Below are 26,747 nucleotides of genomic sequence, written 5' to 3'. Positions count from 1 at the left end.
GATTGTGGTCAACCCGATTTAAGACTCACGCCGCTTCCGGCTGCGCGCGACGCACGTCCGGTTGCTTCCACGAATCGGCAGCGCTTTCTTCGATGGCTTGCTGGATCGCACGCTTGCGCGCTTCTTCGGCGCGACGGCTGAAGAACCAGACCAGGAACGTCATCAGCGACACTGCCAGCAGGATCAGGCTGGCCACGGCGTTGATCTCGGGCTTCACGCCCAGGCGCACCGCCGAGAACACTTCCATCGGCAAGGTCGTGGAACCCGGGCCCGACACGAAGCTCGCCAACACCAGGTCATCCAGCGACAGGGCAAACGACATCATGCCGCCGGCGCCCAGGGATGGCGCGATCATCGGGATGGTGATCAGGAAGAACACCTTCCATGGCCGCGCACCGAGGTCCATGGCCGCTTCTTCGATGGACAGGTCCAGTTCACGCAAGCGCGCCGACACCACCACCGCCACATACGCCGCACAGAACGTGGTGTGGGCGATCCAGATCGTCACGATGCCACGCTCCTGCGGCCAGCCGATCATCTGTGCCATGGCCACGAACAGCAGCAACAGCGACAGACCGGTGATCACTTCCGGCATCACCAGCGGCGCGGTGACCAGGCCGCCGAACAGCGTACGGCCCTTGAAGTGGGTGATGCGGGTCAGGACGAACGCGGCCAGCGTTCCCAGTGCGACTGCCGCCACCGCCGTGTAGCAGGCGATTTCCAGCGAACGCACCACCGAGCCCATCAGTTGGGTGTTGTCCATCAGGCCGACGTACCACTTGATCGACCAGCCGCCCCACACCGTCACCAGCTTCGAGGCGTTGAAGGAGTAGATCACCAGGATCAGCATCGGCAGATAGATGAACAACAGACCCAGTACCAGCATCAGGCTGGAGAAACGGAAGCGTTTCATTCTTTACCCTCCATTTCCTTGGCCTGACTGCGGTTGAACAGGATGATCGGCACAATCAGGATCGCCAGCATCACCACTGCCAGGGCGGATGCCACCGGCCAGTCACGGTTGTTGAAGAACTCTTGCCAGAGCACTTTACCGATCATCAGGGTCTCCGGACCGCCAAGCAGTTCCGGGATCACGAACTCGCCCACCACCGGGATGAACACCAGCATGCAGCCGGCGATGATGCCGTTTTTCGACAGCGGCACGGTGATCTTCCAGAAGCTGTTGAAGGTGCTCGAACCGAGGTCCGACGCGGCTTCCAGCAGGCTGGTGTCGTGTTTCACCAGGTTGGCGTACAGCGGCAGGATCATGAACGGCAGGTACGAATACACCACACCGATGTACACGGCGAGGTTGGTGTTGAGGATCTGCAGCGGCTCACTGATCCAGCCCATGGTCATCAGGAAACCGTTGAGCAGGCCGTTGTTGCTGAGGATGCCCATCCACGCATAGACGCGGATCAGGATCGCGGTCCAGGTCGGCATCATGATCAGCAGAACCAGCACCGTTTGCAGCTCTTTGCGGGCACTGGCGATGGCGTAGGCCATCGGGTAGCCGATCAGCAGGCAGAGGATGGTGCTGAAGAGTGCCATCTTCAACGAGCCGAGGTAAGCGGCGATGTACAACTCGTCGTCGCCGAGCATCACGTAGTTGCCCAGGTTCAGCAGCACCTGCAGTTTCTGTTCGGCGTAGCTGTAGATCTCGGTGTACGGCGGGATGGCCACGTCGGCTTCGGCGAAGCTGATCTTCAGGACGATGAAGAACGGCAACATGAAGAACAGGAACAGCCAGATGAAGGGAACCCCGATGACCAGCTGGCGGCCACCGGGAATTATTCGATTGAGGCGGCGTTTGAATTTGCGCATGTTCATGAGCGAAGTACCACGCCGCTATCGTCTTCCCAATACACGTACACCTGGTCACCCCAGGTTGGTCGCTGGCCACGGCGCTCGGCGTTGGCGACGAACGACTGGACGATCTTGCCGCTCGGCAGTTCGACGTAGAACACCGAGTGACCACCGAGATAGGCGATGTCGTGCACTTTGCCGCTGGACCAGTTGTATTCACAGGTCGGCATGGTCGGGGTCACGAGCAGCTTTTCCGGACGGATCGCATAGGTCACGGATTTGTCCTGCACCGAGGTGCTGATGCCGTGGCCCACGTAGATCTTCCGGTCGAGGTCCTTGCAGGTGATGATCGCGTGGCCCTCGGCGTCGTCGATCACTTCACCGTCGAAGATGTTGACGTTGCCGATGAATTCGCAGACCAGGCGGCTGGTCGGGGTTTCGTAGATGTCGATCGGGCTGCCGATCTGGGCGATCCAGCCCAGGTGCATGATCGCGATGCGCTCGGCCATGGTCATGGCCTCTTCCTGGTCGTGGGTCACCATCACGCAGGTCACGCCAACGCGCTCGATGATCTCGACCAGCTCCAGCTGCATTTGCGAACGCAGTTTTTTATCCAGCGCGCCCATCGGTTCGTCGAGCAGCAGCAGCTTTGGACGCTTGGCCAGCGAACGGGCCAGGGCCACACGCTGGCGCTGGCCACCGGACAACTGATGCGGCTTGCGCTTGGCGTACTGGGTCATCTGAACCAGCTTGAGCATATCGGCCACGCGCGCATCGATCTCAGCGGCGGGCAGTTTGTCCTGCTTGAGGCCGAAGGCGATGTTCTGCGCCACGGTCATGTGCGGGAACAGGGCGTAAGACTGGAACATCATGTTGATCGGCCGCTCGTACGGCGGCATGTCAGTGATGTCCACGCCGTCGAGGAAGATCCGCCCTTCAGTCGGTCGTTCGAAGCCGGCGAGCATGCGCAGCAGGGTGGATTTGCCCGATCCCGAACCGCCGAGCAGGGCGAAAATCTCGCCTTTCTTGATTTCCAGGGACACGTCGTCCACGGCAATCGTCTCGTCGAACTTCTTCGTGACCCGGTCGATTTTGACCAGCACCTGTTTAGGTGTCTGGTCGCCCTCGAGGGCTTTCTTATAGGCGCCGGAGGCAACTGCCATTTACGAAACTCCCAACAAAAAGAGTGCAGTTCGCTCAAGGTGAGCCAACCTTGGATAGTTTGAGCCTTGAAGCTATTTACCCGACTTGACCTTGGTCCAGCTGCGGGTCATCAAACGTTGTATGTTTGGTGGTAACTCGATGGACACGTAGGTCTTGTCGAGTACCGCTTGCGGTGGATAAACCGCTTCGTCGGTGCGAATGGACTGTTCCATCAGTTTGTCCGACCCGGGGTTAGGGTTGGCGTAGCCGACGTAATCACTGACCTGGGCAATCACCTCAGGTTTCAGCAAATAGTTGATGAACGCGTGCGCTTCCTTGACGTTGGCCGAATCCTTCGGAATCGCCAGCATGTCGAACCACAGCGCACCGCCTTCCTTGGGAATCGAATAGGCGATGTCCACGCCCTTCTTCGCTTCGGCCGCGCGGTTGCGGGCCTGGAACATGTCACCGGAGAAACCGATGGCCACGCAGATATCGCCGTTGGCCAGGTCCGCGATGTATTTGGAGGAGTGGAAGTAAGTCACGTAAGGCCGAACCGCCAGCAACTTGGCTTCGGCTTTTTTGTAGTCTTCGGGGTTGGTGCTATTAGCATCCAGGCCCATGTAGTTGAGGACCGTCGGCATCATTTCATCGGCGGAATCGAGGAACGCCACGCCGCAGCTTTGCAGCTTCTTGATGTTCTCCGGCTCAAAGACCGCCGCCCAGGAATCGATCTTGTCGACGCCCAGCGCAGCCTTGACCTTTTCGGGGTTGTAACCGATGCCGTTGGTACCCCACAGGTACGGCACGGCGTACAGGTTACCCGGATCGTTTTGCTCCAGGCGCTTGAGCAGCACCGGATCGAGGTTCGAATAGTTCGGCAACTTCGATTTGTCGAGCTTCTGGAAAGCACCGGCCTTGATCTGTTTGCCGAGGAAGTGGTTGGACGGCACGACCACGTCATAACCGGTACGCCCGGCCAGCAACTTGCCTTCCAGGGTTTCGTTGGAATCGAATACGTCATAAACCGGTTTGATACCGGTCTCTTTCTGGAAGTCGGCCAGGGTGGTCTCGCCGATGTAATCCGACCAGTTATAAATATGCACGGTGCCGGCAGCCTGAACATTGACGACAAGCGTCAACCCGGCAGCGACCAGCATGGCATTGCGCAACAAAGAAAAAATAGGCAAGTGGAGGTCCTCTAAAATGAGTTGGGCTCAAGTTGCCCCGCGTTACATGACAGCCATGGCTGCCTTACAACAAAACCGGCGCGCAACTTACCCTCGAAAAACCGTTCCAGCAAAACTTTCTGTCATTTAATTGATCCTGTTGTTGCCGCCGCGCAGGTGGCAACAACAGGTTGTTGCATCAAACCGGCTTATTTACCGGATTTGATCTTGGTCCAGCTGCGAGTCAGGATCCGCTGGGTCGCGGCCGGCAAGTCGGCAATCGCGTACAGCTTGGCCAGCACGTCCGCTGGCGGGTAGATGCCTGGGTCGGCGGTGATTTCTTTATCAACCAATGGCGTGGCGGCCGCGTTACCGTTCGGGAAACGCACGGCGTTGGTGATTTCAGCCATGATTTCCGGCTTCTGCAGGAAGGTCATGAACTTGTAGGCGCCTTCGACGTTTTCGGCATCTTTAGGGATGGCGACCATGTCGTAGAAGCTGCCAGCACCTTCTTTTGGAATGTTGTAGCTGACTTTCACTTTGTCACCGGCTTCGGCGGCACGCGCCTTGGCCTGGTAGATGTCGCCCGAGTAACCCACGGCCACGCAGATGTTGCCGTTGGCCAGGTCGGAGATGTACTTGGACGAGTGGAAGTAGCCTACCGAAGGACGGATTTTCAGGAACAGTGCTTCGGCTTCGGCCAGTTGTTTCTTGTCCTGGCTGTCGGTTGGATAGCCCAGGTAATGCAACGCCACCGGAATCATCTCGGTAGGCGAATCGAGGAAACTGATACCGCACGACTTCAACTTGGCGGCGTTTTCCGGTTTGAACAGCAGATCCCAGGAATTGGTCGGCGCATCGGCGCCCAGTGCAGCCTTGACCTTCTCGGCGTTGAAGCCGATGCCGATCGAACCCCACATGTAAGGGAAGGCGTGCTCGTTACCCGGGTCGCTCACCGATACCGCCTTGAGCAAGTCGGTGTTCAGGTTTTTCCAGTTTGGCAGCTTGGACTTGTCCAGCTTCTGGTAGACGCCAGCCTTGATCTGCTTGGCCAGGAAGTTGTTCGACGGTACGACGATGTCATAACCGGACTTGCCTGCCAGCAACTTGGCTTCGAGGGTTTCATTACTGTCGAAGACGTCGTAGACCACTTTGATCCCAGACTCGTCTTCAAACTTCTTGATCGTGTCCGGAGCGATGTAGTCGGACCAGTTATAGACGTGCAACACCTTGTCGTCCGCCTGGACCGCACCCGCCATAATGCCCATCAGGGACATGGCGAGGAGAGTCTTGCCAGCAAGCTTTTTTCCTAATGCCTTCATGCGTAATGCTCCAAATTTTTCTTTTTTGAACCACTTTGTTCAGCGGCCGAACCCGGACAACTGGAACCGCGGCTAGTCTGGCAAGATCCGAGGCGGTCTTTCAAGGAAAGGCCAACGTTTCTGACAGCCCTGAGCGAAAGTTTCATGACTCCCGCTCAGAGCCTAGCACTTAGGCCTGCAACGCACTCAGGGTCAGGTCAAGGCACTTGCGTGCCTTGGTCACCAACTCATCGATTTCCGCAGGCGAGATCACCAGCGGTGGCGCGATGATCATGGTGTCCCCCACGGCACGCATGATCAGCCCGTTATCGAAGCAGAACTGCCGGCAGATCATGCCGACGCCCTTGCCTTCATAACGCTTGCGAGTAGCTTTGTCCTGAACCAGTTCGATTGCCCCCAACAGGCCTACCCCACGAACTTCGCCCACCAATGGGTGATCGTTCAGTTCGCGCAGACGTTTCTGCAAATACGGTGCCGTTTCTGCCTTGACGCGCTCGACAATTTTTTCGTCGCGCAGGATACGGATGTTTTCCAGGCCTACAGCCGCCGCCACCGGGTGCCCGGAGTAGGTGAAACCGTGGTTGAAATCGCCGCCTTCGTTGAGCACTTCGACCACTTCATCGCGCACGATCAGGCCACCCATGGGGATATAGCCGGAGGTCAGGCCTTTGGCGATGGTCATCATGTCCGGCTTGAGGTCGTAGAAGTCGCTGCCGAACCACTCACCGGTACGGCCGAAGCCGCAGATCACTTCGTCGGCCACGAACAGGATGTCGTACTTGGCGAGGATTTCCTTGATGCGCGGCCAGTAGGTGTCTGGCGGAATGATCACGCCGCCGGCGCCCTGGATTGGCTCGGCAATAAATGCACCGACGTTGTCCACGCCGACTTCCAGAATCTTCTCTTCCAACTGATTGGCAGCCCAGATCCCGAACTCTTCCGGGGTCATGTCGCCGCCTTCGGCGAACCAGTATGGCTGGGCGATGTGGACGATGCCCGGAATCGGCAAGTCGCCCTGTTCGTGCATGTAGGTCATGCCTCCCAGGCTGGCGCCGGCCACGGTGGAACCGTGATAGCCGTTCTTGCGGCTGATGATGACTTTCTTCTTCGGCTGGCCCTTGATCGCCCAGTAGTGACGAACCATGCGCAGCATGGTGTCGTTGCCTTCAGAGCCGGAACCGGTGAAGAACACATGGTTCATGCCTTCTGGCGCGACATCGGCGATGGCCTTAGCCAGCTCCAGCACCGGCGGGTGAGCGGTCTGGAAGAACAGGTTGTAGTAGGGCAGCTCGCGCATCTGCTTGCTGGCGGCGTCCGCCAGTTCATCGCGACCGTAACCAATGGCTACGCACCACAGACCGGCCATGCCGTCGAGGATCTTGTTGCCTTCGCTGTCCCACAGGTAGACGCCCTTGGCGTTGGTGATGATCCGCGGGCCTTTCTCTTTCAGCTGCTTGAAGTTGCTGAACGGGGCCAGGTGGTGATCGCTGCTCAGGGTTTGCCATTCACGGGTTTGCGGGTTGTTGCTGGTCATACCAATCTCCTAAAAATTCCAGGTGAGAGCGCCACCCGACAACGGCGGCGCACGGCGCGTCAGACGGCAAAAAGCAGGAATTCCCGTTCCCACGAACTGATCACGCGCTTGAAGTTTTCATGCTCGGCCCGCTTGACCGCGACGTAGCCAGTGATGAAAGTTTTGCCCAGGTAGCGCTCGATGGTTGCGCTGTTTTCCATACGCTCGAGCGCGTCTTCGATGGTCAGTGGCAGGCGCAGGTTGCGGCGCTCATAACCACGACCCACCACCGGTGCGCTCGGGTTCAGGCCTTCGACCATGCCGATGTAGCCACACAGCAGGCTCGCGGCAATGGCCAGGTACGGGTTGGCATCGGCACCCGGCAGGCGGTTTTCCACACGCCGGTTTTGCGGCCCGGCATCCGGTACACGCAGGCCCACGGTGCGGTTCTCTTCGCCCCATTCCACGTTTACCGGTGCCGAGGTGTCCGGCAGGAAGCGGCGGAACGAGTTGACGTTGGGGGCGAACAGCGGCAGCAACTCGGGAATCAGTTTCTGCAGGCCACCGATGTGCTGCAGGAACAGCTCGCTCATGGTCCCGTCTTCATTGGAGAAGATGTTCTTGCCGGTCTCGATGTCGATGATGCTCTGGTGCAAGTGCATGGCACTGCCCGGCTCGCCGGTCATCGGCTTGGCCATGAAGGTAGCTGCCACGTCGTGCTTGAGGGCGGCTTCGCGCATGGTGCGCTTGAACACCAGGATCTGGTCGGCCAGGGACAGGGCATCGCCATGACGGAAGTTGATTTCCATCTGCGCCGTGCCGTCTTCGTGGATCAGCGTGTCGAGGTCCAGTTCCTGCAATTCGCACCAGTCATAGACGTCCTCGAACAATGGATCGAATTCGTTCGCCGCCTCGATGGAGAACGACTGGCGACCGATTTCCGGACGCCCGGAGCGGCCGATCGGCGGCTGCAACGGATAATCCGGGTCGTCGCTGCGCTTGGTCAGGTAGAACTCCATTTCCGGCGCCACGATCGGCTGCCAGCCTTTGTCGGCATAGAGTTTCAGGACCTTCTTGAGCACGTTGCGCGGCGACAGCTCAATCGGGTTGCCCTGCTTGTCATAGGTATCGTGGATGACGATGGCGGTCGGTTCGATGGCCCATGGCACCGGAAACACCGCGTTCTGGTCGGGACGGCAGATCATGTCGATGTCGGCCGGGTCGAGCAGCTCGTAATAGATGTCGTCTTCGACGTAATCGCCGGTCACGGTCTGCAGCAGCACACTTTCTGGCAGACGCATGCCTTTTTCGGCGATGAATTTGTTGGTCGGCGAAATCTTGCCCCGGGTAATCCCGGTCAAGTCGGCGATCATGCATTCGACTTCTGTGATCTTGTGGTCTTTCAACCAATCGGTGAGCTGGTCGAGGTTGTTACTCATAAATGCCTCTAGGCTTTGAGTTTCCTGACGCTTGAGGTCAGGCGATAGTTGACGCATCGGCGTCGCGTTGAAATGCAAGTTTGCGCCAGGCTATCGTGCTTGTGTGTACTTCTGCACATACCAGGCGTGCAGAATCACGAGCGGTGCCCTGCACAAAGGCCGAGCCGCTATTGTGAATCGGTTCTATATTGAATGGAGTAACCGTAATGGGTGTGCCGTCGAGACCGTCCAGAATATCGGACAGAGACGGTTGATCCGCCAGGGACGGGAAGATCACCGACAGGCCAGGAGCCGGTGCGGCCTTGGCGCTGACGCAGATGTCGCCACTGATGTGATAAGCATTCAGACCGGTCTGCGAAGAGCAGGCGGTGACGCCGATTATCGGCAGGCGATACATGAAGCACCCCGGTATTATTGCTGTTATGGGTTTGATTCGAGCTTAGCCTTGTTCATTTTTTTACACAACACCCCCGTAAAAAATACAACACGGCCCGCTCAAGCCTGCGGGCGTCAAACGGCCACGGGGGATGAAAACGCCCCAAAGAGCCTCAAAAAAGCCATGCGAGCGCTTTTTTAGGGCAAAAAAGGCCTCGCTTGACTTCGGCATGCCGTTCGGGTTGACTGGAATCCGAAAAGATCAATGATTGATATTTTTAACAACAAAGGTGTTGCATCATGTCGGTACCCCCGCGTGCCGTTCAGCTTAACGAAGCGAACGCGTTCCTTAAGGAACATCCTGAGGTTCTGTACGTTGACCTTCTGATTGCGGATATGAATGGTGTGGTGCGCGGCAAGCGCATCGAACGCACCAGCCTCCACAAGGTTTACGAGAAAGGCATCAACCTGCCGGCCTCCCTATTTGCTCTGGATATCAATGGCTCTACGGTGGAAAGCACCGGCCTGGGCCTGGACATCGGTGATGCTGACCGAATCTGCTATCCAATCCCCGATACCCTGTGCAACGAGCCATGGCAGAAGCGCCCGACCGCGCAACTGCTGATGACCATGCACGAACTCGAAGGCGAGCCATTCTTCGCCGACCCGCGCGAAGTGCTGGCCAACGTCGTGCGCAAGTTCGACGAAATGGGCCTGACCATCTGCGCCGCGTTCGAACTGGAGTTCTACCTGATCGACCAGGAGAACGTGAACGGCCGTCCGCAACCGCCTCGCTCGCCGGTTTCCGGTAAACGCCCGCACTCGACACAGGTCTACCTGATCGACGACCTCGACGAATACGTCGACTGTCTCCAGGACATTCTGGAAGGCGCCAAAGAGCAAGGCATCCCTGCCGACGCCATCGTCAAGGAAAGTGCCCCGGCGCAGTTCGAAGTGAACCTGCACCACGTGGCCGACCCGATCAAGGCCTGCGACTACGCAGTGCTGCTCAAGCGCCTGATCAAGAACATCGCCTACGACCATGAAATGGACACCACCTTCATGGCCAAGCCTTACCCGGGCCAGGCGGGCAACGGTCTGCACGTGCACATTTCGATTCTCGACAAAGACGGCAAGAATATTTTTGCCAGTGAGGATCCCGAGCAGAACGCCGCGCTGCGTCACGCGATCGGCGGTGTGCTCGAGACCCTACCGGCGCAGATGGCTTTCCTCTGCCCGAACGTCAACTCCTACCGTCGTTTCGGCGCGCAGTTCTATGTGCCGAACTCGCCGTGCTGGGGCCTGGACAACCGCACCGTAGCGATTCGCGTACCGACCGGCTCCGCCGATGCCGTACGTATCGAACACCGCGTGGCCGGTGCCGATGCCAACCCGTACCTGCTGATGGCTTCGGTCCTGGCAGGCGTGCACCACGGCCTGGTCAACAAGATCGAGCCAGGTGCCCCGGTGGAAGGCAACAGCTACGAGCAGAACGAGCAGAGCCTGCCAAACAACTTGCGTGATGCGTTGCGCGAGCTGGACGACAGCGAAGTCATGGCCAAGTACATCGATCCGAAATACATCGATATCTTCGTGGCCTGTAAAGAGAGCGAGCTGGAGGAGTTCGAACACTCCATCTCCGACCTCGAGTACAACTGGTACCTGCATACCGTGTAAGTGGTTGCAGTGAACAAGAAGCGCCGCCGGCCTCACAGCCAGCGGCGTTTTTTTATGGCCGCCTGCGGCGGTTCGCGAGCAGGCTCGCTCCCACAGTAAATTTCAGTGAACATCATTTTCGTGAACACAGGCAATCCTTGTGGGAGCGACCTGCTCGCGAAGGCGTCCAGGCAGACAACATCAAACCCTGCTCGTACAATGCCCCCTGCCCCGCAGGAGACTCCAATGACGCGCACCGCCACCGTTCGCAAACCCCGTGCACGCAGCCAGGCCCGGATCGATTCGATACTCGATGCCGCCCGCACGCTGCTGGCCGCCGAGGGCGTGGCCAGTCTGTCGATCTACAGTGTCGCCGAACGCGCACAAATCCCGCCCTCCTCCGTCTACCACTTCTTCGCCAGCGTCCCGTCCCTGCTGGAGGCGCTGACGGCCGACGTCCACGCGGCCTTCCGCGCCTGCCTGCAGGCACCTATCGACCATGACGCTTTAAGTGGTTGGCGTGACCTGTCGCGACTGGTCGAGCAACGGATGCTTGAGATCTACAGCGAAGACGCCGCGGCCCGCCAATTGATTCTGGCCCAGCACGGCCTGACCGAAGTCACCCAGGCCGACCGCCAGCACGACATTGAGTTGGGCGACCTGATGCACAAGTTGTTCGATCACCATTTCGAGCTGCCAAGGTTGCCGGACGATGTCGATGTGTTTGCCTTGGCCATGGAGCTCGGGGACCGGGTTTATGCGCGCTCGGTGCAGCAGCACGGGCAGATCACGCCGCGCATGGCTGAGGAAGGGATGCGGGTGTTCGATGCGTATCTGGGGCTGTACTTGCCGCCGTACCTGCCCAAGCGCTCCGCACGCTGATCGTTCCCACGCTCTGCGTGGGAATGCAGCCCGGGACGCTCTGCGTCCCCAAAGGCCGAACGCGGAGCGTCCGTTGAGGCATTCCCACGCAGAGCGTGGGAACGATCACACGTACGACTCACAATTTGGCGATCGACACCTCGGTGGATTTCACGAACGCGATCACTTCGCTGCCCACCGCCAGTTCCAGCTCTTTCACCGAACGCGTGGTGATCACCGAGGTGACGATGCCGGAAGCGGTCTGCACATCGATTTCCGACAGCACGTCACCGAGTACGATTTCCTTGATGGAGCCTTTGAACTGGTTGCGAACGTTGATGGCCTTGATAGTCATGATGTTGATTCCTGTCGTTGATTGAGGCTTGAGTTATTGAGCCCAACGCAACTGCGTAGGCAAGGGTGAAACAGGTTCCGGCTCCGGTGGTTGCCCCGGCAGTGACAGCACGCGGTTGAGCACTTCGGTTTCCAGCGCCGCCAGCCGATGGGAGCCGCGGACCCGAGGGCGCGGCAGTTCCACGTGCAGGTCGAGGCCGACCTCACCGTCTTCGATCAGGATCACCCGATCGGCGATCGCCACCGCTTCGCTGACGTCGTGGGTGACCAGCAACACCGTAAAGCCGTGTTGTTGCCAGAGCCGCTCGATCATCTGCTGCATTTCAATTCGGGTCAGCGCATCCAGCGCACCCAACGGCTCGTCGAGCAACAGCAGGCGCGGTTGATGGATCAGTGCGCGAGCCAGCGCCACACGTTGCTTCTGCCCTCCGGACAACGCCGCCGGCCACTCGTTGGCGCGATCCGCCAGGCCGACCGCTTCCAGGGCTTTCAGCGCTTGCGGACGCCAGTTGCCCTTGAGGCCGAGGCCAACGTTGTCGATGATCTTTTTCCACGGCAGCAGACGCGCTTCCTGGAACATCAGCCGGGTGTCTTCCCGCGCCTCGCTCAGCGGAGCGGTGCCGGCGAGCAATTCACCAGCCGTAGGTTTGTCGAGGCCAGCAAGCAAGCGCAGCAGGGTACTTTTGCCACAGCCGCTACGGCCGACCACTGCTACGAATTGACCGGCCGGAACGTGCAGGTCGATCTCACGCAGCACCTGCCGCGAGCCGAAGGTTTTTTGCAGCTTGCGCACCGCCAGCGGGATTCCGCGCAGCAGGCGTGGAGGTTGTTGGGCAGTCATGCAGCACCTCCCTTGACGACCTGATAGGCCGGATGCCAGCGCAGCCATACGCGTTCAAGTCCACGGGCCGCGAGGTCGGCCAGTTTGCCGAGCACCGCGTATAGCAGAATCGCCAGCACCACCACGTCGGTCTGCAGGAACTCCCGGGCGTTCATCGCCAGGTAGCCAATGCCGGAGCTGGCGGAGATGGTTTCGGCGACGATCAGCGTCAGCCACATGAAGCCCAGGGCAAAGCGCACACCGACCAGGATCGAAGGCAAGGCCCCCGGCAGAATCACTTGGCGAAACAGGCTGAAACCCGACAGACCGTAGCTGCGCGACATTTCCACCAACGCCGGGTCGACGTTGCGGATGCCGTGATAGGTGTTGAGGTAGATCGGGAACAAGGTGCCCAGGGCCACCAGGAAAATCTTCGCCGACTCGTCGATGCCGAACCACAGGATCACCAAGGGAATCAGCGCCAGGTGCGGCACGTTGCGGATCATCTGCACCGAGCTGTCGAGCAGGCGCTCGCCCCATTTCGACAGGCCGGTGATAAAGCCCAGGGTCAGGCCGATGCCGCCGCCAATGGCGAAACCCAGCGCCGCGCGCCAACCGCTGATAGCCAGGTGCGTCCAGATTTCACCACTGCTGACCAGGCTCACCCCGGCTTCGATCACGGCAATGGGCGCCGGCAGAATCCGCGTCGACAACCAGCCCGCCGACACCGACAACTGCCACACCGCTAACAGCAAGACCGGTAATGCCCATGGCGCAAGGCTGTGAATGACTTTCTTCATGGTGCGCCTCAGCTCTGGGACGCAGCTTTAGGGAGAATGTCGTTAGCAACCATCTCGCCAAACGGGCTGACGTAACCGGCGCTTTTCGGCAACTCGGGACGCTCGATATCCAAGTGCGAGAACAGCAGTTCGGCAACGCGATACGACTCTTCCAGGTGTGGATAACCGGAAAAGATAAAGGTATCGATACCCAGGTCCGCGTACTCCTTTACACGGGCAGCCACGGTTGGACCATCACCCACCAGCGCCGTGCCGGCACCGCCGCGCACCAGGCCGACACCGGCCCACAGGTTGGGACTGACTTCCAGGTTATCGCGACTGCCGCCGTGCAGAGCCGCCATACGTTGCTGGCCAACCGAGTCGAAACGCGCCAGCGAAGCCTGGGCACGTGCGATGGTGTCGTCGTCCAGGTGCGAGATCAGTCGGTCCGCCGCTTGCCACGCCTGGGCATTGGTTTCGCGCACGATCACATGCAGGCGAATACCGAAGCGCACAGTGCGCCCGAGCTTGGCGGCCTTGGCGCGCACCTGGGCGATTTTTTCGGCAACGGCGGCCGGCGGCTCGCCCCAGGTCAGGACCATTTCGACCTGCTCTGCCGCCAAATCCTGGGTCGCTTCCGACGAACCGCCGAAGTACAGCGGCGGACGCGGTTGCTGGATCGGAGGATAGAGCAGCTTGGCGCCCTTCACGCTGATGTGCTGACCGTCGTAATCGACGGTTTCGCCTTCCAGCACCCGACGCCAGATGCGGGTGAACTCCACCGAGGCCTGATAGCGCTCTTCGTGGGTCAGGAACAGACCGTCGCCGGCCAACTCTTCCGGATCACCGCCTGTCACCAGGTTGAACAGCGCACGCCCACCGGACAAACGATCCAGGGTCGCCGCCTGACGCGCCGCCACCGTCGGGGAAATGATCCCGGGGCGCAGCGCGACGAGGAATTTCAAACGCTGGGTCACTGGAATCAGCGACGCGGCCACCAGCCACGAGTCTTCGCAGGAACGACCGGTGGGAATCAGCACGCCGCCAAAACCCAGGCGATCCGCCGCTTGCGCGACTTGTTGCAGGTAACCGTGGTCGACGGCGCGAGCGCCTTCGGCGGTGCCAAGGTAATGGCCGTCGCCGTGGGTAGGCAGGAACCAGAAGATGTTGAGGCTCATTGGAGTGGTCTCCTTAAGGAATCGATTACTGTGCTTTGGCAACGGCTGCCGGCGGCGTCCAGATCACGTCTTTGATGCTCAAAGGCTTGGGAATCAGCTTGAGCTGGTAGAAGCTGTCGGCGATTTTCTGTTGGGCGGCGACCACTTCCGGGGTCAGGAACAGCGCGCCGTAGCCCTGGCGTTTCACGGACGTCAGGGTGATGTCCGCTGGCAGGCCAAGCAGTGGCGAAACCTGTTGGGTCACATCGTCCGGATTGGCCTTGGACCATTCACCGACTGCGCGCACTTCTTCCACGAGGGTCTTGATCACCTCAGGGTTTTTCTGCGCATAGGGCTTGGTGGCGAGGTAGAACTGGTGGTTATCGACGATGCCTTGGCCATCGCGCAGGGTATGGGCCTGCAGCTGCTGTTCGGCGGCGGCCTGGTATGGGTCCCAGATGACCCAGGCATCGACACTGCCACGCTCGAACGCGGCGCGGGCATCAGCCGGCGGCAGGAATACGGTCTGGATATCGCTGTACTTGAGGCCGGCGTCTTCCAGGGCGCGGACCAGCAAGTAATGCACATTGGAGCCTTTGTTCAGGACGACTTTCTTACCCTTGAGGTCCTTCACCGATTTGATCGGCGAGTCCTTCGGCACCAGGATCGCTTCACTGTGCGGCGCTGGCGGTTCGTAGGCGACGTAGAGCAGATCCGCGCCCGCGGCCTGGGCGAACACTGGCGGGGTTTCGCCAGTAACGCCGAAGTCGATGGAGCCGACGTTCAGGCCTTCGAGCAGTTGCGGACCACCGGGGAACTCAGTCCATTGCACGTCCACGCCTTGGGCGGCAAGGCGTTTTTCCAGAGTCCCCTTGGCTTTGAGCAGCACCAGGGTGCCATATTTCTGGTAACCGATACGAAGCGTCTCGGCCTGAGCTTGAGTAATGGCGCCGAAGGTGACAGCCGCAGCAAACAGAGCGACCAGACCACGACGCAAAATGACAGGGCGCATGGCGCTCTCCTTTTTGCAGTTGGGTTTTTGGCTGCACCTGCTTGCCCGTTAGCGGGCGAGTAAGGCCAGTACATCAATTTGGAATGGGGCTTATGTTCAGTGGAGCTCAGATGCTCCAGCGAGCACTCAACAAACGATCATTCAATAGCTGCGGGTCGAGCGGCTTGGGCCGTCGCGCCATGGCGCTGAAAAACAACTCCAGCGACTCGTTCAATCTTTGCTCCAGCTCCGGCGCCAACTGTGCCTGCGCACTGCCTTCGCCGTAAGCGATCTGGCTGTCGACGGCGAAAATCCCCTGGAGCAGCTCCTGGGCCTTCAATGCCGACAATACCGGCTTGAGTGCGTAATCCACCGCCAGCATGTGGGCAATGCTGCCCCCGGTTGCCATGGGCAGCACCACTTTATGCGCCAGGGCGCGCTCGGGCAGCAGATCCAGCACGGTTTTCAACGCACCTGAGAAAGAAGCCTTGTACACCGGCGTGGCAATCAGCAGGCCATCGGCGTTTTCAATCTGTTGAAGCAGGTTGATCACCTTCGGACTGTCGAAGCGTGCATGCAGCAAGTCTTCGGCCGGGAAGTCCCGCACCTGATAGCTCACCACTTCCACACCCTGCCCTTGCAACCAACGCTGGGAGCGCTCCAGCAACACCCCGGAACGGGAGCGCTGGCTGGGGCTGCCACCGAGTGAGACGACCAACATTCAGACGATTCCTTGAGCGGCGTTGCGATTCGCGGTTTGCGATCTCGCTTGGATAGAGTGACCTTAACAGGTGATTTATATATCTATAAATCATATTTATTCATTTGGTTATTCGTTTTGGCGATATAACTTCAGTTTCTTCCTGACAAAAAAAAAGGCCGTCGAAACGGCCTGAAAACCCCCTGCTTTGTGTTCTTGATCGTTCCCACGCTCTGCGTGGGAATGCAGCCCGGGACGCTCCGCGTCCCCTCGAAAGCCGAACGCAGAGCGTCCGTTGAGGCGTTCCTTTGCTGCGCGTGGGAACGCGCAGACTTCAGCGATTCGGCTGCGGTGTCAGGCGCAAGTACGGCTTAATGGCTCGATAGCCTTTGGGAAAGCGCTGCCTGATTTCATCTTCATCCTTGAGCGATGGCACGATCACCACCTCATCACCGTCCTGCCAGTTGGCCGGGGTGGCCACCTTGAAGTTGTCGGTCAGTTGCAGCGAGTCGATCACCCGCAGGATTTCATGGAAGTTGCGACCGGTGCTCGCCGGGTAGGTGATGGTCAACCGTACCTTTTTGTTCGGGTCGATCACGAACAGCGAGCGCACCGTCAAGGTGTCGTTGGCGTTCGGATGGATCAAGTCGTACAGGTCCGAAACCTTGCGGTCGGCGTCGTCGAGAATCGGGAAGTTGACCACGGTGCCCTGGGTTTCGTTGATGTCTTCGATCCACCTGTGGTGCGATTCCACCGGGTCGACGGACAGCGCGATGGCCTTGACCCCACGCTTGGCGAATTCGTCTTTCAACTTCGCCGTAAAGCCCAGCTCGGTGGTGCACACCGGCGTGAAGTCGGCCGGGTGGGAAAACAGCACACCCCAACTATCGCCCAGCCACTGGTGAAACCGGATGGTACCGGCGCTGGAATCCTGTTCGAAATCCGGGGCGATATCGCCCAGTCTGATACTCATGGTGCTGCTCCTGGTGAGTGCTGGTTGAGTTCAACTGTGCCTGCATTTTTTATTCATTAAAAAGAATAAATATCGATTTATTTAGATCGCAAAGGAATATTAAACATCTCTTCACTGGACGCCCGAACCCATCGCCCCCAACATCGGCCACAAGGTTCGAGAAGGCCTTGAGTTGCTGTAAAAGAGGGGAAATACGAGGCCGGTTTACGGGGGTGAGCCCGCCTCGAAAACGCAAAAGCCCCGCCCGGCGTGATGCCGGGCGGGGCTTTTTTTTGCGTCGGTTACCCTGTGGGAGCGAGCAGGCTCGCTCCCACACGCTATTACAACAGCGGGATCGAGTAGCTGACGATCAGGCGATTCTCGTCCTGGGAGCGAGTGTTCGGCAGATCGGTACGCCAGCTGGCGTTTTTCCACATCACGCCGAGGTTTTTCAACGCACCGGACTGAACGACGTAACCCACGGTCAGGTCGCGTTCCCACTCGGAAGCGCCGCTGGCCGCTTCGCGACCGGCAGAGTTGACGGTATCGATATCGTCGCCATGCAGGTACACCACGCCCGCCGTCAGGCCAGGCACGCCAACCTTGGCGAAGTCATACGAGTAGCGTGCCTGCCAGGTGCGTTCGCCGGCACGGGCGAACTTCTGGATTTGCGAGTCAGTGATGATGTAGGCCGACGATCCGTCGCCCTGGTTCAGCCACGGGAAATCGCTGCTGCCGTTGCTGACCTGGTAACCACCACCAAAGGTGTGACCGGCAACGGAATACAGGAACAGGCCGCTGTACAGGTTGTTGTCGACCTTGCCTTTACCGTTTGGAGCGTTGTAGTTGCCGGTGGTGAAGTACAGCGGATCGTGACCGTTGGCACCGTCATCGGAACTGTTGAAGTAGCGCAAATCCGACTTCAACACACCGGGGCCGATTGCCCAGTTGTGCACCAGGCCCAGGAAGTGTTGCTTGTAGAACTCTTCGAGGTTGCCGTAGTAGTACTGGGCTGTCAGGTCCTTGGTGAGCTTGTAGTCACCACCGGCGTAGATGAACTTATTGCTGTCTCGACCTGTTGAGGCACGGCTGTTGGCGCCCGAGATCGACAACTGTTCGTTGTTGCTCGAGTTACGACCTTTTACCTGCTCGATCTGGCCACCGATCAAGGTCAGGTCCTTGATATCGCCCGAGCTGAGTTGGCCACCCTGCCAGGTTTGTGGAAGCAGGCGACCATCGTTGGTCACGATAACCGGCAGTTTTGGCTGCAGGGTGCCCAGTTTCAATTCAGTCTGGGAAACCTTGGCCTTGGCAGTCAGGCCCAGGCTGGAGAAGTTATCAACCGCTTCGCCGTTGGACTTGCTTGGGAACACCGTACCGCCATAGGACGTCGCAGTGGCGCCGTTTGTACCGCCGCCCGAATCCAGGCGCACGCCCAGAAGGCCGATCGCATCAACACCAAAACCAACGGTGCCTTGGGTATAACCGGAAGTGAAACGCAGGTCGAAGCCTTGGCCCCACTCTTCGTTTTTGTTCGGACCGGTACCATCACGGTAATCGGTGTTGATGTAGAAGTTGCGCAGCCCCAACGTTGCCTTGCTGTCTTCGATGAAACCGGCGGCGCTTGCTTGCTGCGCCAAAACCCCTACGGCCACTGCCACGGCCAGGTTGGACTTGTTCATTGTTTCGCTCCTATCGTTTTCTAATTCTTGGTCCTGGGTCGAATGCCCTGGATCCGCCGGCGCCATTAGCGCCAGACCGTCTGGATCGGTCTTTTTTTGGGCCGCGCAGAATACCCCTTCATAATCCTAAAAAGAATTGAAAAATAAATTTTAATCGCATTTAGGAATATGCCCCGACGGTAAAGCCCGAGGTATCGACGACAAGCCGATTCCTGGAATTCTTGGGTGTTCGGGGATTTGGAACTCGATCCGAAGCTTACGGTGCGTATCGGATGGCCTAACTTTAAGCGCTTGAGTAAAATTCTAAAAAGAATAAAAAATAATCATATGCATTGTTTATGGAATATAAAACGGGAGGCGAAAAAAAGCCCCGTCCGCCGACGAGGCTTTTTGCTACGGCTTACTTGAAGGCGTAGGTGTAGTTGAAGATCACACGGGTCTGGTCTTCATCAAGGGTACTGGTGTTACCACGATACATACCGTGACGCAGCGTCGTACCAAAGCCTTTAAGCGGACCGGTTTGAATCACGTAATCCACACGCAGGTCGGTCTCGCGCTCGTTCAGGTCCTTGCCCACGCCGTTGGTGGCCTTGATGTCCTGGCCGTACAGGTAAGCAGCCGACGCTTTCAAACCTGGAACACCCAGCGAAGCGAAGTCATAAGAGTACTGACCGTAGGTGGTGTTTTCACCGGCACGGATAAAGCTGCCGACGGTGGCATCGGTAAACGAGTAGAAGCTGGCGCCGCCAGCACCTTCGTTGCGTCCGTTACCATCGACAACGTTGGCCTGGTTCAGGAAAACAAAGCCGCCGTCATCGTTGACACGCTGATGCCCGAGCAGGAATGCACTGCCACCCAGGGTATAGGTGAACGTGGCGCTCCAGGTCTTGTTATCGACCTCGCCCGGCGTCTTGGCGAAGCCGTTGTTGTTGTTGAACCGGTAGCCCGCCTGGCCGCTGCCGTTCTTGCCATCGGAGCTGCTGTCGAAGTAGCGAATGTCAGTCTTGAACGACTGGTTAGGCGCGATCGGGTAAACGTGCACCAGGCCGAGGAAGTTCTGCTTGTAGAAGTCTTCCAGGTTCGCGTAGTAGTACTGCAGCAACAGGTCCTTGGTGACCTTCCAGTCAGCACCGGCGTAACGGAACTGGTTGCTGTCCTGGGTAGCGCCAGCCACAGACAGGCCAGTGCTGTTCGAGGAGGCGCGACCCGTCGCGTGCTCGAGTTGACCGACGTTGAAGGTCACGTTGTCGATTTCCTTCGAGGTGATGGTGCCACCCTCAAAGGTTTGTGGCAGTACGCGACTGTCGTTCGCGATCAGGATAGGCATGTTGGGCTGCAAGGCACCCCCGTAGTGGGCCTCGGTCTTCGAGACGCGTGCCTTGACGTTGCCCGCCAAACGGCTCCACGAACTCTCTGCCGAACCATCGGAATCGCTAGGGGAGAAGGAGTTGTTGTCCGGGTGATGGCCCTTGCCGCCGTCCAGATGGATGCCGACCAGTGCCTGGGCGTCGATACCGAAGCCAACGGTGCCTTGGGTGAAGCCCGACTGGTAATCGAACTTCAGGCCTTCCGCCGCTTCACGCTGCCGGTTGGCAGGCGTACTGGCACCTTCACGCTTATCCGAGTCGAAATAATAGGTGCGCGAACTAACGGAAGCCTTGCTGTCATCGATGAAACCGGCGGCGCCTGCCTGCTGCGCCAGAACCCCTACGGCCACGGCCAGGGTCAAGGTCGACTTGTTCATTGTTTAAACTCCTCTCGTCTCTAATTCTTATTGGTCCTGGTTCCGGGTCATATGCCTGGAATCTAAGATGCGCGATTAGCGCCAGAGCGTGACCCACAAGTCAATCGTAACTACATGTGTCTACGACCATAGTCTAATCCCCGATTTTTTGGTCCTTGCCGGTCATGCTTTCGTCATAAACCTGAAAAGAATGGATGGTTTCTTTTCTCATACCGTTTAGGAATTTCGCTCATTTTTTGCCTTTCCTCAGGCTAGAGCCTCCGGCTCATAAGCTAATTCCTAAATGGTATTTATTAGGCGTTTTTTAGATCGATTAGGTTTGGAAGCAATTCCGAAACAAAACCTTTCATAAAGGCCAACGCCATGTCGATCAGACGCGCACTATCCAAGCCATTTGTTACAGTTTGTGTATCGCTCGTATTTTCTTTTTCCACCCATGCGGCAAACCTCACGGTTGGCTACCAGACCGGCATTGATCCAAGCAAAGTCCCCCAGGCCGATGGCCTTTATGAAAAAACCATTGGCGAGAAAATCGACTGGCGGCGCTTCAACAGTGGCCCGGAAGTGGTCACCGCCATTGCTTCCGGCGACGTGCAGATCGGCAACCTCGGCTCCAGCCCACTGGCCGCCGCGGCCTCGCGCAATCTGCCGATCGTCGCGTTCCTCGTTTCCGCACAGATCAATGCCGCCGAAGCCTTGGTGGTGCGCAATGGCAGTGGTATCGCAAAACCGCAAGATCTGATCGGCAAGACCATCGCCACGCCGTTCGTTTCCACATCCCACTACAGCCTGTTGGGCGCGCTTAAGCACTGGGGCCTGGACGCGTCGAAAGTCAAAGTGGTGAACCTGCAACCGGCAGAAATCGCCGCCGCCTGGAAGCGTGGAGACATTGATGGCGCATTTGTGTGGTCGCCAGCCCTGGGGGAAATCCGCAAGACCGGCAAGACCTTGACCGATGCCGCACAAGTCGGCCAATGGGGTGCACCGACCTTCGAAGTCTGGGTAGCGCGCAAGGATTACGCCGAGAAGCACCCAGAGGTCATCGCCCGGTTCGCCAAGGTCACCCTCGACTCATTTGCCGACTATGCGGCGCATAAGGACAGCTGGACCGAGGATTCGGTACCGGTGCAGAAAATCGCCAAATTGACCGGAGCCAATGCAGCCGATGTACCGGAATTGCTGGCCGGGTCCGCGTTCCCGGATGCCAAGGCACAACAGACCAGCGCCCTGCTGGCCGGCGGTACGGCGCTGGCGATTGGCGAGACGGCGAAATTCTTGAAGGAACAGGGGAAGGTTGAAACGGTGCTGCCGGATTACTCACCGTATGTCAGCGCAAAATTCGTGCAGCAATAACCCCCCCTGCACTTGATCGTTCCCACGCTCCGCGTGGGAATGCAGCCCGGGACGCTCCGCGTCCCCACTCAGAAGCCAAACGCGGAGCGTCCGTTGAGGCGTTCCCACGCAGAGCTTGGGAACGATCCGGTCGACCGTGACCGCACAATCACAAGGCTTTTTCGAAGATCTTCGAGTTACGCTGGTAGTTGTACAGCGACGCCCGTGCCGACGGCAGGCGATCGACGCTGCTCGGCACGAAGCCACGCTCGCGGAACCAGTGAGCCGTGCGCGTGGTGAGGACGAACAAGGTTTTCAACCCCTGGGCCCGTGCACGGGTTTCAATGCGCTCGAGAAGCTCATCACCGCGACCGCCATGACGGTACTCCGGGTTCACCGCCAGGCACGCCAACTCTCCGGCATCGGAATCGGCGATCTGATACAGCGCCGCGCAGGCGATGATCATGCCCTCACGCTCGACCACGCTGAACTGCTCGATCTCACGCTCGAGTACTTCGCGGGAGCGGCGTACCAGGATGCCCTGCTCTTCCAGCGGGCTGATCAAGTCCAGCAAGCCGCCGACGTCTTCGATGGCCGCTTCGCGCACCACCTCGAATTGCTCCTGGGCCACCAGCGTACCGCCACCGTCACGGGTAAACAGCTCGGTCAGCAGCGCACCGTCTTCGGCATAGCTGACGATATGGCTGCGGGCCACGCCGCCACGGCAGGCTTCAGCGGCGGCATCCAGCAGCTCGGCCTGGTAATTGCTGCCCAGACGCTGCAAATGCGCCGGCACCTGCTGCGGACGCAGTTCGCGTACCAGCCTGCCGTGTTCATCGATCAAACCAAGGTCGGCGCCAAACAGCAGCAGTTTGTCTGCGCCCAGGTCGATGGCCGCGCGCGTGGCGACATCTTCACAAGCGAGGTTGAAAATTTCGCCGGTCGGCGAATAGCCCAGTGGCGACAAGAGCACGATGGAGCGCTCGTCCAGCAAGCGATTGATGCCCTTGCGGTCAACCCGACGCACTTCACCGGTGTGGTGATAGTCGACACCTTCAAGCACGCCGATGGGACGCGCCGTCACCAGGTTGCCGCTGGCCACCCGCAGGCGCGAGCCTTGCATCGGCGAAGACGCCATGTCCATGGACAGCCGCGCTTCGATGGCGATGCGCAGTTGGCCGACCGCATCGATCACGCACTCCAGGGTCGCCGCATCGGTAATGCGCATTCCATGGTGGTAATGCGGGGTCAGGCCGCGAGACTCGAGGCGTGCTTCGATTTGCGGGCGCGAACCGTGCACCAGCACCAGGCGCACGCCCAGGCTGTGCAACAACACCAGGTCGTGGACGATGTTGCCGAAGTTCGGGTGTTCAACGCCATCGCCGGGCAGCATGACGACAAAGGTGCAATCGCGGTGGGCGTTGATGTAGGGCGAAGCGTGACGAAGCCAATTGACGTATTCGGGCATGAACCTGGGCCTGTAATAAATAGCAGCCGAAAAAAGGGCGGAACAGAAAACGCACAGCGGGCTGATGGTTATCGTCGGAACAGGCTTGGCGACACGCGCGCTCTCCTCATGAATACGGGTTGGGACACCGGCAATTTAAACTGCGCATTCAACCGGTTGGTACCGATTTTTGGGCCGGCGTCAGGCAGTAATGTTCAATCAACTGTCGTAATAGATGCACCGTAGGCTGCAAACGTGACATTTCGAGGAATTCCCCCGGTTGGTGGGCACAGGCGATATCGCCCGGGCCAAGCACCAGTGTTTCGCAGCCAAGTCGCTGAAGATAAGGCGCTTCGGTGCCAAATGCCACTGCTTCGGCGCCATGGCCGGTGAGCTTTTCGGCAATGCGTACCAGTTCCGCATCCTCAGCCTGCTCGAAAGGAGGCACTTCGGGGAAGAGCGGTGCGTAATCGATTTTTACCTGGTGCCGCTCGGCAATCGCCTTGAGCTTCTGCGAAATATCGGCTCGCAGGATCTTGGGATCCATGCCCGGCAACGGCCGCAGATCGAACTCCAGCGAACACTGGCCGCAGATGCGGTTGGGGTTGTCGCCACCATGGATGCAGCCGAAGTTCATGGTCGGCATCGGCACGCTGAATTGCGGATTACGGAATTCACGCTGCCACAACAGGCGCAAGCCGCGTAGTTCACCGATGGCATCGTGCATGGCTTCGAGTGCGCTGTGCCCCAGGCGCGGGTCCGAGGAGTGGCCGCTCTGCCCGAGGATATCGATGCGCTCCATCATGATGCCTTTGTGCATGCGGATCGGCTTGAGCCCGGTCGGCTCGCCGATCACGGCTGCACGTCCCAGCGGCCGTCCCGCCTGGGCCAGTGCCCGGGCGCCGGACATCGAGCTTTCTTCATCGCAGGTGGCAAGGATCAGCAGCGGCTGCTTGAACGGTTGGTCGAGCAGCGGCCGGACGGCTTCGATGGCCAGGGCGAAAAAGCCCTTCATGTCGCAACTGCCCAGGCCGACCCAGCGCCCGTCGACCTCAGTCAGCTTCAGGGGGTCGGTCTGCCACAACGCGCCATCGAACGGCACCGTATCACTGTGACCGGCCAGCACGAGCCCGCCGGGGCCACTGCCAAAACTGGCCAGCAAGTTGAATTTGCCGGGGCTGACCTGCTGGATGTCGCAGGCAAAACCCAGATCACCGAGCCAGGCGGCCAGCAAGTCGATCACCGGACGATTGGATTGATCGAGGCTTGGCTGGGTGCAACTGACGGATGGCGCAGCGATCAGTGCAGCGAACTGATCTTTCATGGACGGCAAAGGCATCGCTGACTCCAACTCCCGAATTGAAGTCCATCATAGAGCCATCCGGTGACAGGAATAAACCGTCGCACGGCGTAGGCAGGTTGAGTCCTGTACACTGCACGACCTTGGCAGCCACCTTTTCCCCCGGCTGCGCTCCCGATCCTGGATTTTCCGGCCATGCAGAAAGAAACCGAAATCAAGCTCCGCGTCAGCCGCGAAACCCTCGCCGCCCTGCGCGAGCACCCGTTACTGAAAAAACGCAACAAAAGTGGCTGGGAACGCCGTGAGTTGATGAATCAATACTTCGACACCCCTGAGCGTGACCTGGCCCGGGCCAAAGTCGCCCTGCGCCTGCGCAAGGATGGCGAAGAAGTGATCCAGACCCTCAAGACCCGCGGCCAAAGCGTCGCTGGCCTGTCCGTACGTAACGAGTACGACTGGAACCTGCCCAAAGCCAAGCTCGACCTGAAAAAACTGGACGGCGAATGCTGGCCCGAAGAACTGGCCGAGCTGGACAAGAAAACCCTGAAAGCCATCTTCACCACCGACTTCGTCCGCGAGCGCGCGGAAATCGCCTGGGGCCGCGGCAAGACCAAAGTGGTCATCGAAGCGGCACTGGACCTGGGCCACGTGGTGGTCGGCAAGCAAAAAGAAGAAATCTGCGAACTGGAACTGGAATTGCGCGAAGGCGAACCCGCTGCGCTGCTGGAACTGGCCGCCGAACTGGCTGAAAAACTGGCGCTGATGCCATGCGACATCAGCAAGGCCGAACGTGGCTATCGCCTGTACGACGCCCACAGTTACTCCTTGAGCCTGCCGGCACCGCAGATCAGCGCCGAAACGCCACTGGACGACGCCTTCGCCGCACTCAGCTGGCACTTGCTGGGCAGCAGCCAGCGCCTGGCCGAGCAGTATCGTTTCAATGGCCACTGGCGCCTGTTGCAGGACTGGGTCGAGAACCTGGCTGAAATGCGCGCGCTGATCAGCAGCCTCGGTCAAGCCGCACCGCGCCAGTCGACCCACGATTTGCGTGTCGCCCTCGACGCCCTGCTGGAAGACTGGCGCCCGCTGGTACAGGCTGGCCTGGACGATGAAGACGTTCGCAAAGCCGCGCCGGAGCAGTTCCTCGAAGAACTCGAAGACCCGCGTTGGGGCTTGTTCTCCCTGAACACCTCGCGTTGGTTGCTGGCCCGCACCTGGACCGCCGAGCGTAATACCCGGGGCAATCGCCAGGGCGCCGCGCAATTGGGCAGCTGGCTGCCGCGCCTGCTGGGCGAGGAAGCCACCTCGCTGCAATTGCAGCGCTACCAGCAACAGCCGGAAGACCTGGCCGAGCAACTGCCGCGTATCGAGCGCATTCAGGTCTGGTTGCACCACGCACGCAACGTGCTGGAGATCCCGGAAATGGATCGCCTCTACGGCGAGCTGAACAAGCTGGCGCAACTGGCCAACGAGCCGATCACCGACGAAACCCTGGATGCGCGCAAGCAGCAGGCGATCGCGGTTTATCAGAATCGTGCCTGGAAGATGCTTCTGCGTCTGTAACACCGCTAAAAGATCGCAGCCTTCGGCAGCTCCTACATAGAATTGTGTACCCCTGTAGGAGCTGCCGCAGGCTGCGATCTTTTGCTTTACCGCAACACCGGCAAACTGGTCGTCGATTTGATCTCCGACAACGCCACGATCGAGTTCACCTCCTGTATCCCCGGCACCAGCGACAGCTTCTCGAAGAAGAACCGCTCGTACGCCTCGATATCCGCCGCGACGATCCTCAACATGAAGTCCACCGCCCCCATCAGCACGTAGCACTCCAATACTTCAGGAAAACCTCGAATGGCCTCGGTGAACTCGGTGAAGTTCGAACGGCCATGGGCGTTGAGTTTTACCTGGGCAAAAATCTGCGTGTTCAGGCCGATTTTCTTGCGGTCGAGCAAGGTGACCTGGCTGCGAATGATCCCCTCCTCTTTCATTCGCTGAATCCGCCGCCAACAGGGTGACTGCGAAAGCCCCACCTGTTCGGCGATCTGCGCGCTTGAAAGCGAAGCATCCTCCTGCAGCAAGGCGAGAATCCTACGGTCGTAGCTGTCCAACTCGCTATGCATAAAAAAACCTTCAACTGATGATCTTGCGAATTACTTAATTCAACATAACGCGAATATGTCCAATCATAGATAAGAAATACCCGCC

The 26,747-nt window shown here is 59.1% G+C and carries 24 protein-coding genes; 4 read left to right on the top strand and 20 right to left on the bottom strand.

Features of this window, described 5'->3' with window-relative positions:
* Positions 1–25 precede the first annotated feature (25 nt).
* From PG5_RS11555 to PG5_RS11520, 8 genes are all read right to left on the bottom strand, one after another.
* Positions 26–913 (bottom strand): ABC transporter permease subunit, encoded by an 888-nt coding sequence (locus PG5_RS11555; RefSeq protein ID WP_020797304.1) that lies wholly within the window; start codon positions 911–913, stop codon positions 26–28.
* Positions 910–1,791, bottom strand: a complete 882-nt coding sequence (locus PG5_RS11550) for an ABC transporter permease subunit (protein ID WP_231989931.1) — start codon at positions 1,789–1,791, stop codon at positions 910–912. Before PG5_RS11550 ends, PG5_RS11555 begins: the two co-directional genes overlap by 4 nt.
* Before the next feature lie 35 nt (positions 1,792–1,826).
* Positions 1,827–2,969, bottom strand: coding sequence for an ABC transporter ATP-binding protein (locus PG5_RS11545; protein ID WP_020797302.1), 1,143 nt, complete (start codon positions 2,967–2,969; stop codon positions 1,827–1,829).
* Between the two features lie 72 nt (positions 2,970–3,041).
* Positions 3,042–4,139, bottom strand: coding sequence for a polyamine ABC transporter substrate-binding protein (locus PG5_RS11540; RefSeq protein ID WP_020797301.1), 1,098 nt, complete (start codon positions 4,137–4,139; stop codon positions 3,042–3,044).
* A gap of 188 nt (positions 4,140–4,327) precedes the next feature.
* Entirely contained in the window at positions 4,328–5,440 is a 1,113-nt protein-coding gene (locus PG5_RS11535) for a polyamine ABC transporter substrate-binding protein (protein WP_020797300.1), read from the bottom strand.
* A 169-nt stretch (positions 5,441–5,609) separates the two neighbouring features.
* Complete coding sequence (locus PG5_RS11530) at positions 5,610–6,974, bottom strand: aspartate aminotransferase family protein (protein ID WP_020797299.1); 1,365 nt, start codon at positions 6,972–6,974, stop codon at positions 5,610–5,612.
* 59 nt (positions 6,975–7,033) lie between these two features.
* The gene (locus PG5_RS11525) at positions 7,034–8,392 is read right to left on the bottom strand and encodes a glutamine synthetase family protein (RefSeq protein ID WP_008064954.1); all 1,359 of its coding nucleotides are present in this window, start codon (positions 8,390–8,392) and stop codon (positions 7,034–7,036) included.
* 37 nt (positions 8,393–8,429) lie between these two features.
* Complete coding sequence (locus tag PG5_RS11520) at positions 8,430–8,789, bottom strand: gamma-glutamyl-gamma-aminobutyrate hydrolase family protein (protein ID WP_020797297.1); 360 nt, start codon at positions 8,787–8,789, stop codon at positions 8,430–8,432.
* 278 nt (positions 8,790–9,067) lie between these two features.
* Here PG5_RS11520 and PG5_RS11515 point away from each other — a divergent pair, with 278 nt between their 5' ends.
* Entirely contained in the window at positions 9,068–10,444 is a 1,377-nt protein-coding gene (locus PG5_RS11515) for a glutamine synthetase family protein (RefSeq protein WP_015097275.1), read from the top strand.
* Positions 10,445–10,669: 225 nt separating this feature from the next.
* Positions 10,670–11,305 carry a TetR/AcrR family transcriptional regulator gene (locus PG5_RS11510; RefSeq protein WP_020797296.1) on the top strand — a complete coding sequence of 212 codons (636 nt, stop codon included), beginning with the start codon at positions 10,670–10,672 and terminating at the stop codon, positions 11,303–11,305.
* 118 nt (positions 11,306–11,423) lie between these two features.
* On the opposite strand, the gene PG5_RS11505 is transcribed toward PG5_RS11510, so the two are convergent.
* From PG5_RS11505 to PG5_RS11465, 9 genes are all read right to left on the bottom strand, one after another.
* Positions 11,424–11,639, bottom strand: coding sequence for a molybdopterin-binding protein (locus PG5_RS11505; RefSeq protein ID WP_007967989.1), 216 nt, complete (start codon positions 11,637–11,639; stop codon positions 11,424–11,426).
* 33 nt (positions 11,640–11,672) lie between these two features.
* On the bottom strand, positions 11,673–12,479 hold the full coding sequence (gene ssuB / locus PG5_RS11500) for an aliphatic sulfonates ABC transporter ATP-binding protein (protein WP_020797295.1): 807 nt from the start codon (positions 12,477–12,479) through the stop codon (positions 11,673–11,675).
* Positions 12,476–13,258, bottom strand: coding sequence for an aliphatic sulfonate ABC transporter permease SsuC (gene ssuC, locus PG5_RS11495; RefSeq protein ID WP_020797294.1), 783 nt, complete (start codon positions 13,256–13,258; stop codon positions 12,476–12,478). The genes ssuB and ssuC overlap by 4 nt, the downstream gene beginning before the upstream one ends.
* 8 nt (positions 13,259–13,266) lie before the next feature.
* Positions 13,267–14,415, bottom strand: coding sequence for an FMNH2-dependent alkanesulfonate monooxygenase (ssuD, locus tag PG5_RS11490; protein WP_020797293.1), 1,149 nt, complete (start codon positions 14,413–14,415; stop codon positions 13,267–13,269).
* Positions 14,416–14,440: 25 nt separating this feature from the next.
* Positions 14,441–15,406, bottom strand: coding sequence for a sulfonate ABC transporter substrate-binding protein (locus tag PG5_RS11485; protein ID WP_020797292.1), 966 nt, complete (start codon positions 15,404–15,406; stop codon positions 14,441–14,443).
* Positions 15,407–15,512: 106 nt separating this feature from the next.
* Entirely contained in the window at positions 15,513–16,106 is a 594-nt protein-coding gene (ssuE, locus tag PG5_RS11480) for an NADPH-dependent FMN reductase (protein WP_008064947.1), read from the bottom strand.
* Positions 16,107–16,419: 313 nt separating this feature from the next.
* A complete protein-coding gene (locus PG5_RS11475; RefSeq protein ID WP_020797291.1) occupies positions 16,420–17,058 on the bottom strand; it encodes a peroxiredoxin in 639 nt (212 codons plus the stop codon).
* Between the two features lie 320 nt (positions 17,059–17,378).
* The gene (locus PG5_RS11470) at positions 17,379–18,719 is read right to left on the bottom strand and encodes an OprD family porin (RefSeq protein WP_020797290.1); all 1,341 of its coding nucleotides are present in this window, start codon (positions 18,717–18,719) and stop codon (positions 17,379–17,381) included.
* Positions 18,720–19,119: 400 nt separating this feature from the next.
* Entirely contained in the window at positions 19,120–20,463 is a 1,344-nt protein-coding gene (locus PG5_RS11465) for an OprD family outer membrane porin (protein ID WP_020797289.1), read from the bottom strand.
* Between the two features lie 363 nt (positions 20,464–20,826).
* Here PG5_RS11465 and tauA point away from each other — a divergent pair, with 363 nt between their 5' ends.
* Positions 20,827–21,816: a taurine ABC transporter substrate-binding protein gene (tauA, locus tag PG5_RS11460; protein WP_020797288.1), complete on the top strand. Its 990-nt coding sequence runs from the start codon at positions 20,827–20,829 to the stop codon at positions 21,814–21,816.
* Positions 21,817–21,964: 148 nt separating this feature from the next.
* Here tauA and argA read toward each other — a convergent pair whose 3' ends face one another.
* Together argA and argE are read right to left on the bottom strand one after the other, a co-directional pair.
* Positions 21,965–23,263, bottom strand: coding sequence for an amino-acid N-acetyltransferase (argA, locus tag PG5_RS11455; RefSeq protein WP_020797287.1), 1,299 nt, complete (start codon positions 23,261–23,263; stop codon positions 21,965–21,967).
* A gap of 148 nt (positions 23,264–23,411) precedes the next feature.
* The gene (gene argE, locus PG5_RS11450; RefSeq protein ID WP_020797286.1) at positions 23,412–24,581 is read right to left on the bottom strand and encodes an acetylornithine deacetylase; all 1,170 of its coding nucleotides are present in this window, start codon (positions 24,579–24,581) and stop codon (positions 23,412–23,414) included.
* Positions 24,582–24,737: 156 nt separating this feature from the next.
* Here argE and PG5_RS11445 point away from each other — a divergent pair, with 156 nt between their 5' ends.
* Positions 24,738–26,105, top strand: coding sequence for an inorganic triphosphatase (locus PG5_RS11445; protein ID WP_020797285.1), 1,368 nt, complete (start codon positions 24,738–24,740; stop codon positions 26,103–26,105).
* Between the two features lie 86 nt (positions 26,106–26,191).
* Here PG5_RS11445 and PG5_RS11440 read toward each other — a convergent pair whose 3' ends face one another.
* On the bottom strand, positions 26,192–26,662 hold the full coding sequence (locus tag PG5_RS11440) for an Lrp/AsnC family transcriptional regulator (protein ID WP_020797284.1): 471 nt from the start codon (positions 26,660–26,662) through the stop codon (positions 26,192–26,194).
* Between the last annotated feature and the right edge of the window lie 85 nt (positions 26,663–26,747).

The sequence above is a fragment of the Pseudomonas sp. G5(2012) genome (assembly GCF_000408945.1).
Classification (GTDB): domain Bacteria; phylum Pseudomonadota; class Gammaproteobacteria; order Pseudomonadales; family Pseudomonadaceae; genus Aquipseudomonas; species Aquipseudomonas umsongensis.
Note: the sequence above shows the minus strand (reverse complement) of the source record. Positions and strands in the feature narration are given on the sequence as shown.

Bases quoted from the DNA above. Each gene is read 5' to 3' on its own strand.
- PG5_RS11555 (WP_020797304.1), bottom strand. From the start codon at position 913: ATGAAACGCTTCCGTTTCTCCAGCCTGATGCTGGTACTGGGTCTGTTG.
- PG5_RS11545 (WP_020797302.1), bottom strand. From the start codon at position 2,969: ATGGCAGTTGCCTCCGGCGCCTATAAGAAAGCCCTCGAGGGCGACCAG.
- PG5_RS11535 (WP_020797300.1), bottom strand. From the start codon at position 5,440: ATGAAGGCATTAGGAAAAAAGCTTGCTGGCAAGACTCTCCTCGCCATG.
- PG5_RS11530 (WP_020797299.1), bottom strand. From the start codon at position 6,974: ATGACCAGCAACAACCCGCAAACCCGTGAATGGCAAACCCTGAGCAGC.
- PG5_RS11525 (WP_008064954.1), bottom strand. From the start codon at position 8,392: ATGAGTAACAACCTCGACCAGCTCACCGATTGGTTGAAAGACCACAAG.
- PG5_RS11520 (WP_020797297.1), bottom strand. From the start codon at position 8,789: ATGTATCGCCTGCCGATAATCGGCGTCACCGCCTGCTCTTCGCAGACC.
- PG5_RS11515 (WP_015097275.1), top strand. From the start codon at position 9,068: ATGTCGGTACCCCCGCGTGCCGTTCAGCTTAACGAAGCGAACGCGTTC.
- PG5_RS11510 (WP_020797296.1), top strand. From the start codon at position 10,670: ATGACGCGCACCGCCACCGTTCGCAAACCCCGTGCACGCAGCCAGGCC.
- PG5_RS11505 (WP_007967989.1), bottom strand. From the start codon at position 11,639: ATGACTATCAAGGCCATCAACGTTCGCAACCAGTTCAAAGGCTCCATC.
- ssuB (WP_020797295.1), bottom strand. From the start codon at position 12,479: ATGACTGCCCAACAACCTCCACGCCTGCTGCGCGGAATCCCGCTGGCG.
- ssuC (WP_020797294.1), bottom strand. From the start codon at position 13,258: ATGAAGAAAGTCATTCACAGCCTTGCGCCATGGGCATTACCGGTCTTG.
- ssuD (WP_020797293.1), bottom strand. From the start codon at position 14,415: ATGAGCCTCAACATCTTCTGGTTCCTGCCTACCCACGGCGACGGCCAT.
- PG5_RS11485 (WP_020797292.1), bottom strand. From the start codon at position 15,406: ATGCGCCCTGTCATTTTGCGTCGTGGTCTGGTCGCTCTGTTTGCTGCG.
- ssuE (WP_008064947.1), bottom strand. From the start codon at position 16,106: ATGTTGGTCGTCTCACTCGGTGGCAGCCCCAGCCAGCGCTCCCGTTCC.
- PG5_RS11475 (WP_020797291.1), bottom strand. From the start codon at position 17,058: ATGAGTATCAGACTGGGCGATATCGCCCCGGATTTCGAACAGGATTCC.
- PG5_RS11470 (WP_020797290.1), bottom strand. From the start codon at position 18,719: ATGAACAAGTCCAACCTGGCCGTGGCAGTGGCCGTAGGGGTTTTGGCG.
- PG5_RS11465 (WP_020797289.1), bottom strand. From the start codon at position 20,463: ATGAACAAGTCGACCTTGACCCTGGCCGTGGCCGTAGGGGTTCTGGCG.
- tauA (WP_020797288.1), top strand. From the start codon at position 20,827: ATGTCGATCAGACGCGCACTATCCAAGCCATTTGTTACAGTTTGTGTA.
- argA (WP_020797287.1), bottom strand. From the start codon at position 23,263: ATGCCCGAATACGTCAATTGGCTTCGTCACGCTTCGCCCTACATCAAC.
- argE (WP_020797286.1), bottom strand. From the start codon at position 24,581: ATGCCTTTGCCGTCCATGAAAGATCAGTTCGCTGCACTGATCGCTGCG.
- PG5_RS11445 (WP_020797285.1), top strand. From the start codon at position 24,738: ATGCAGAAAGAAACCGAAATCAAGCTCCGCGTCAGCCGCGAAACCCTC.
- PG5_RS11440 (WP_020797284.1), bottom strand. From the start codon at position 26,662: ATGCATAGCGAGTTGGACAGCTACGACCGTAGGATTCTCGCCTTGCTG.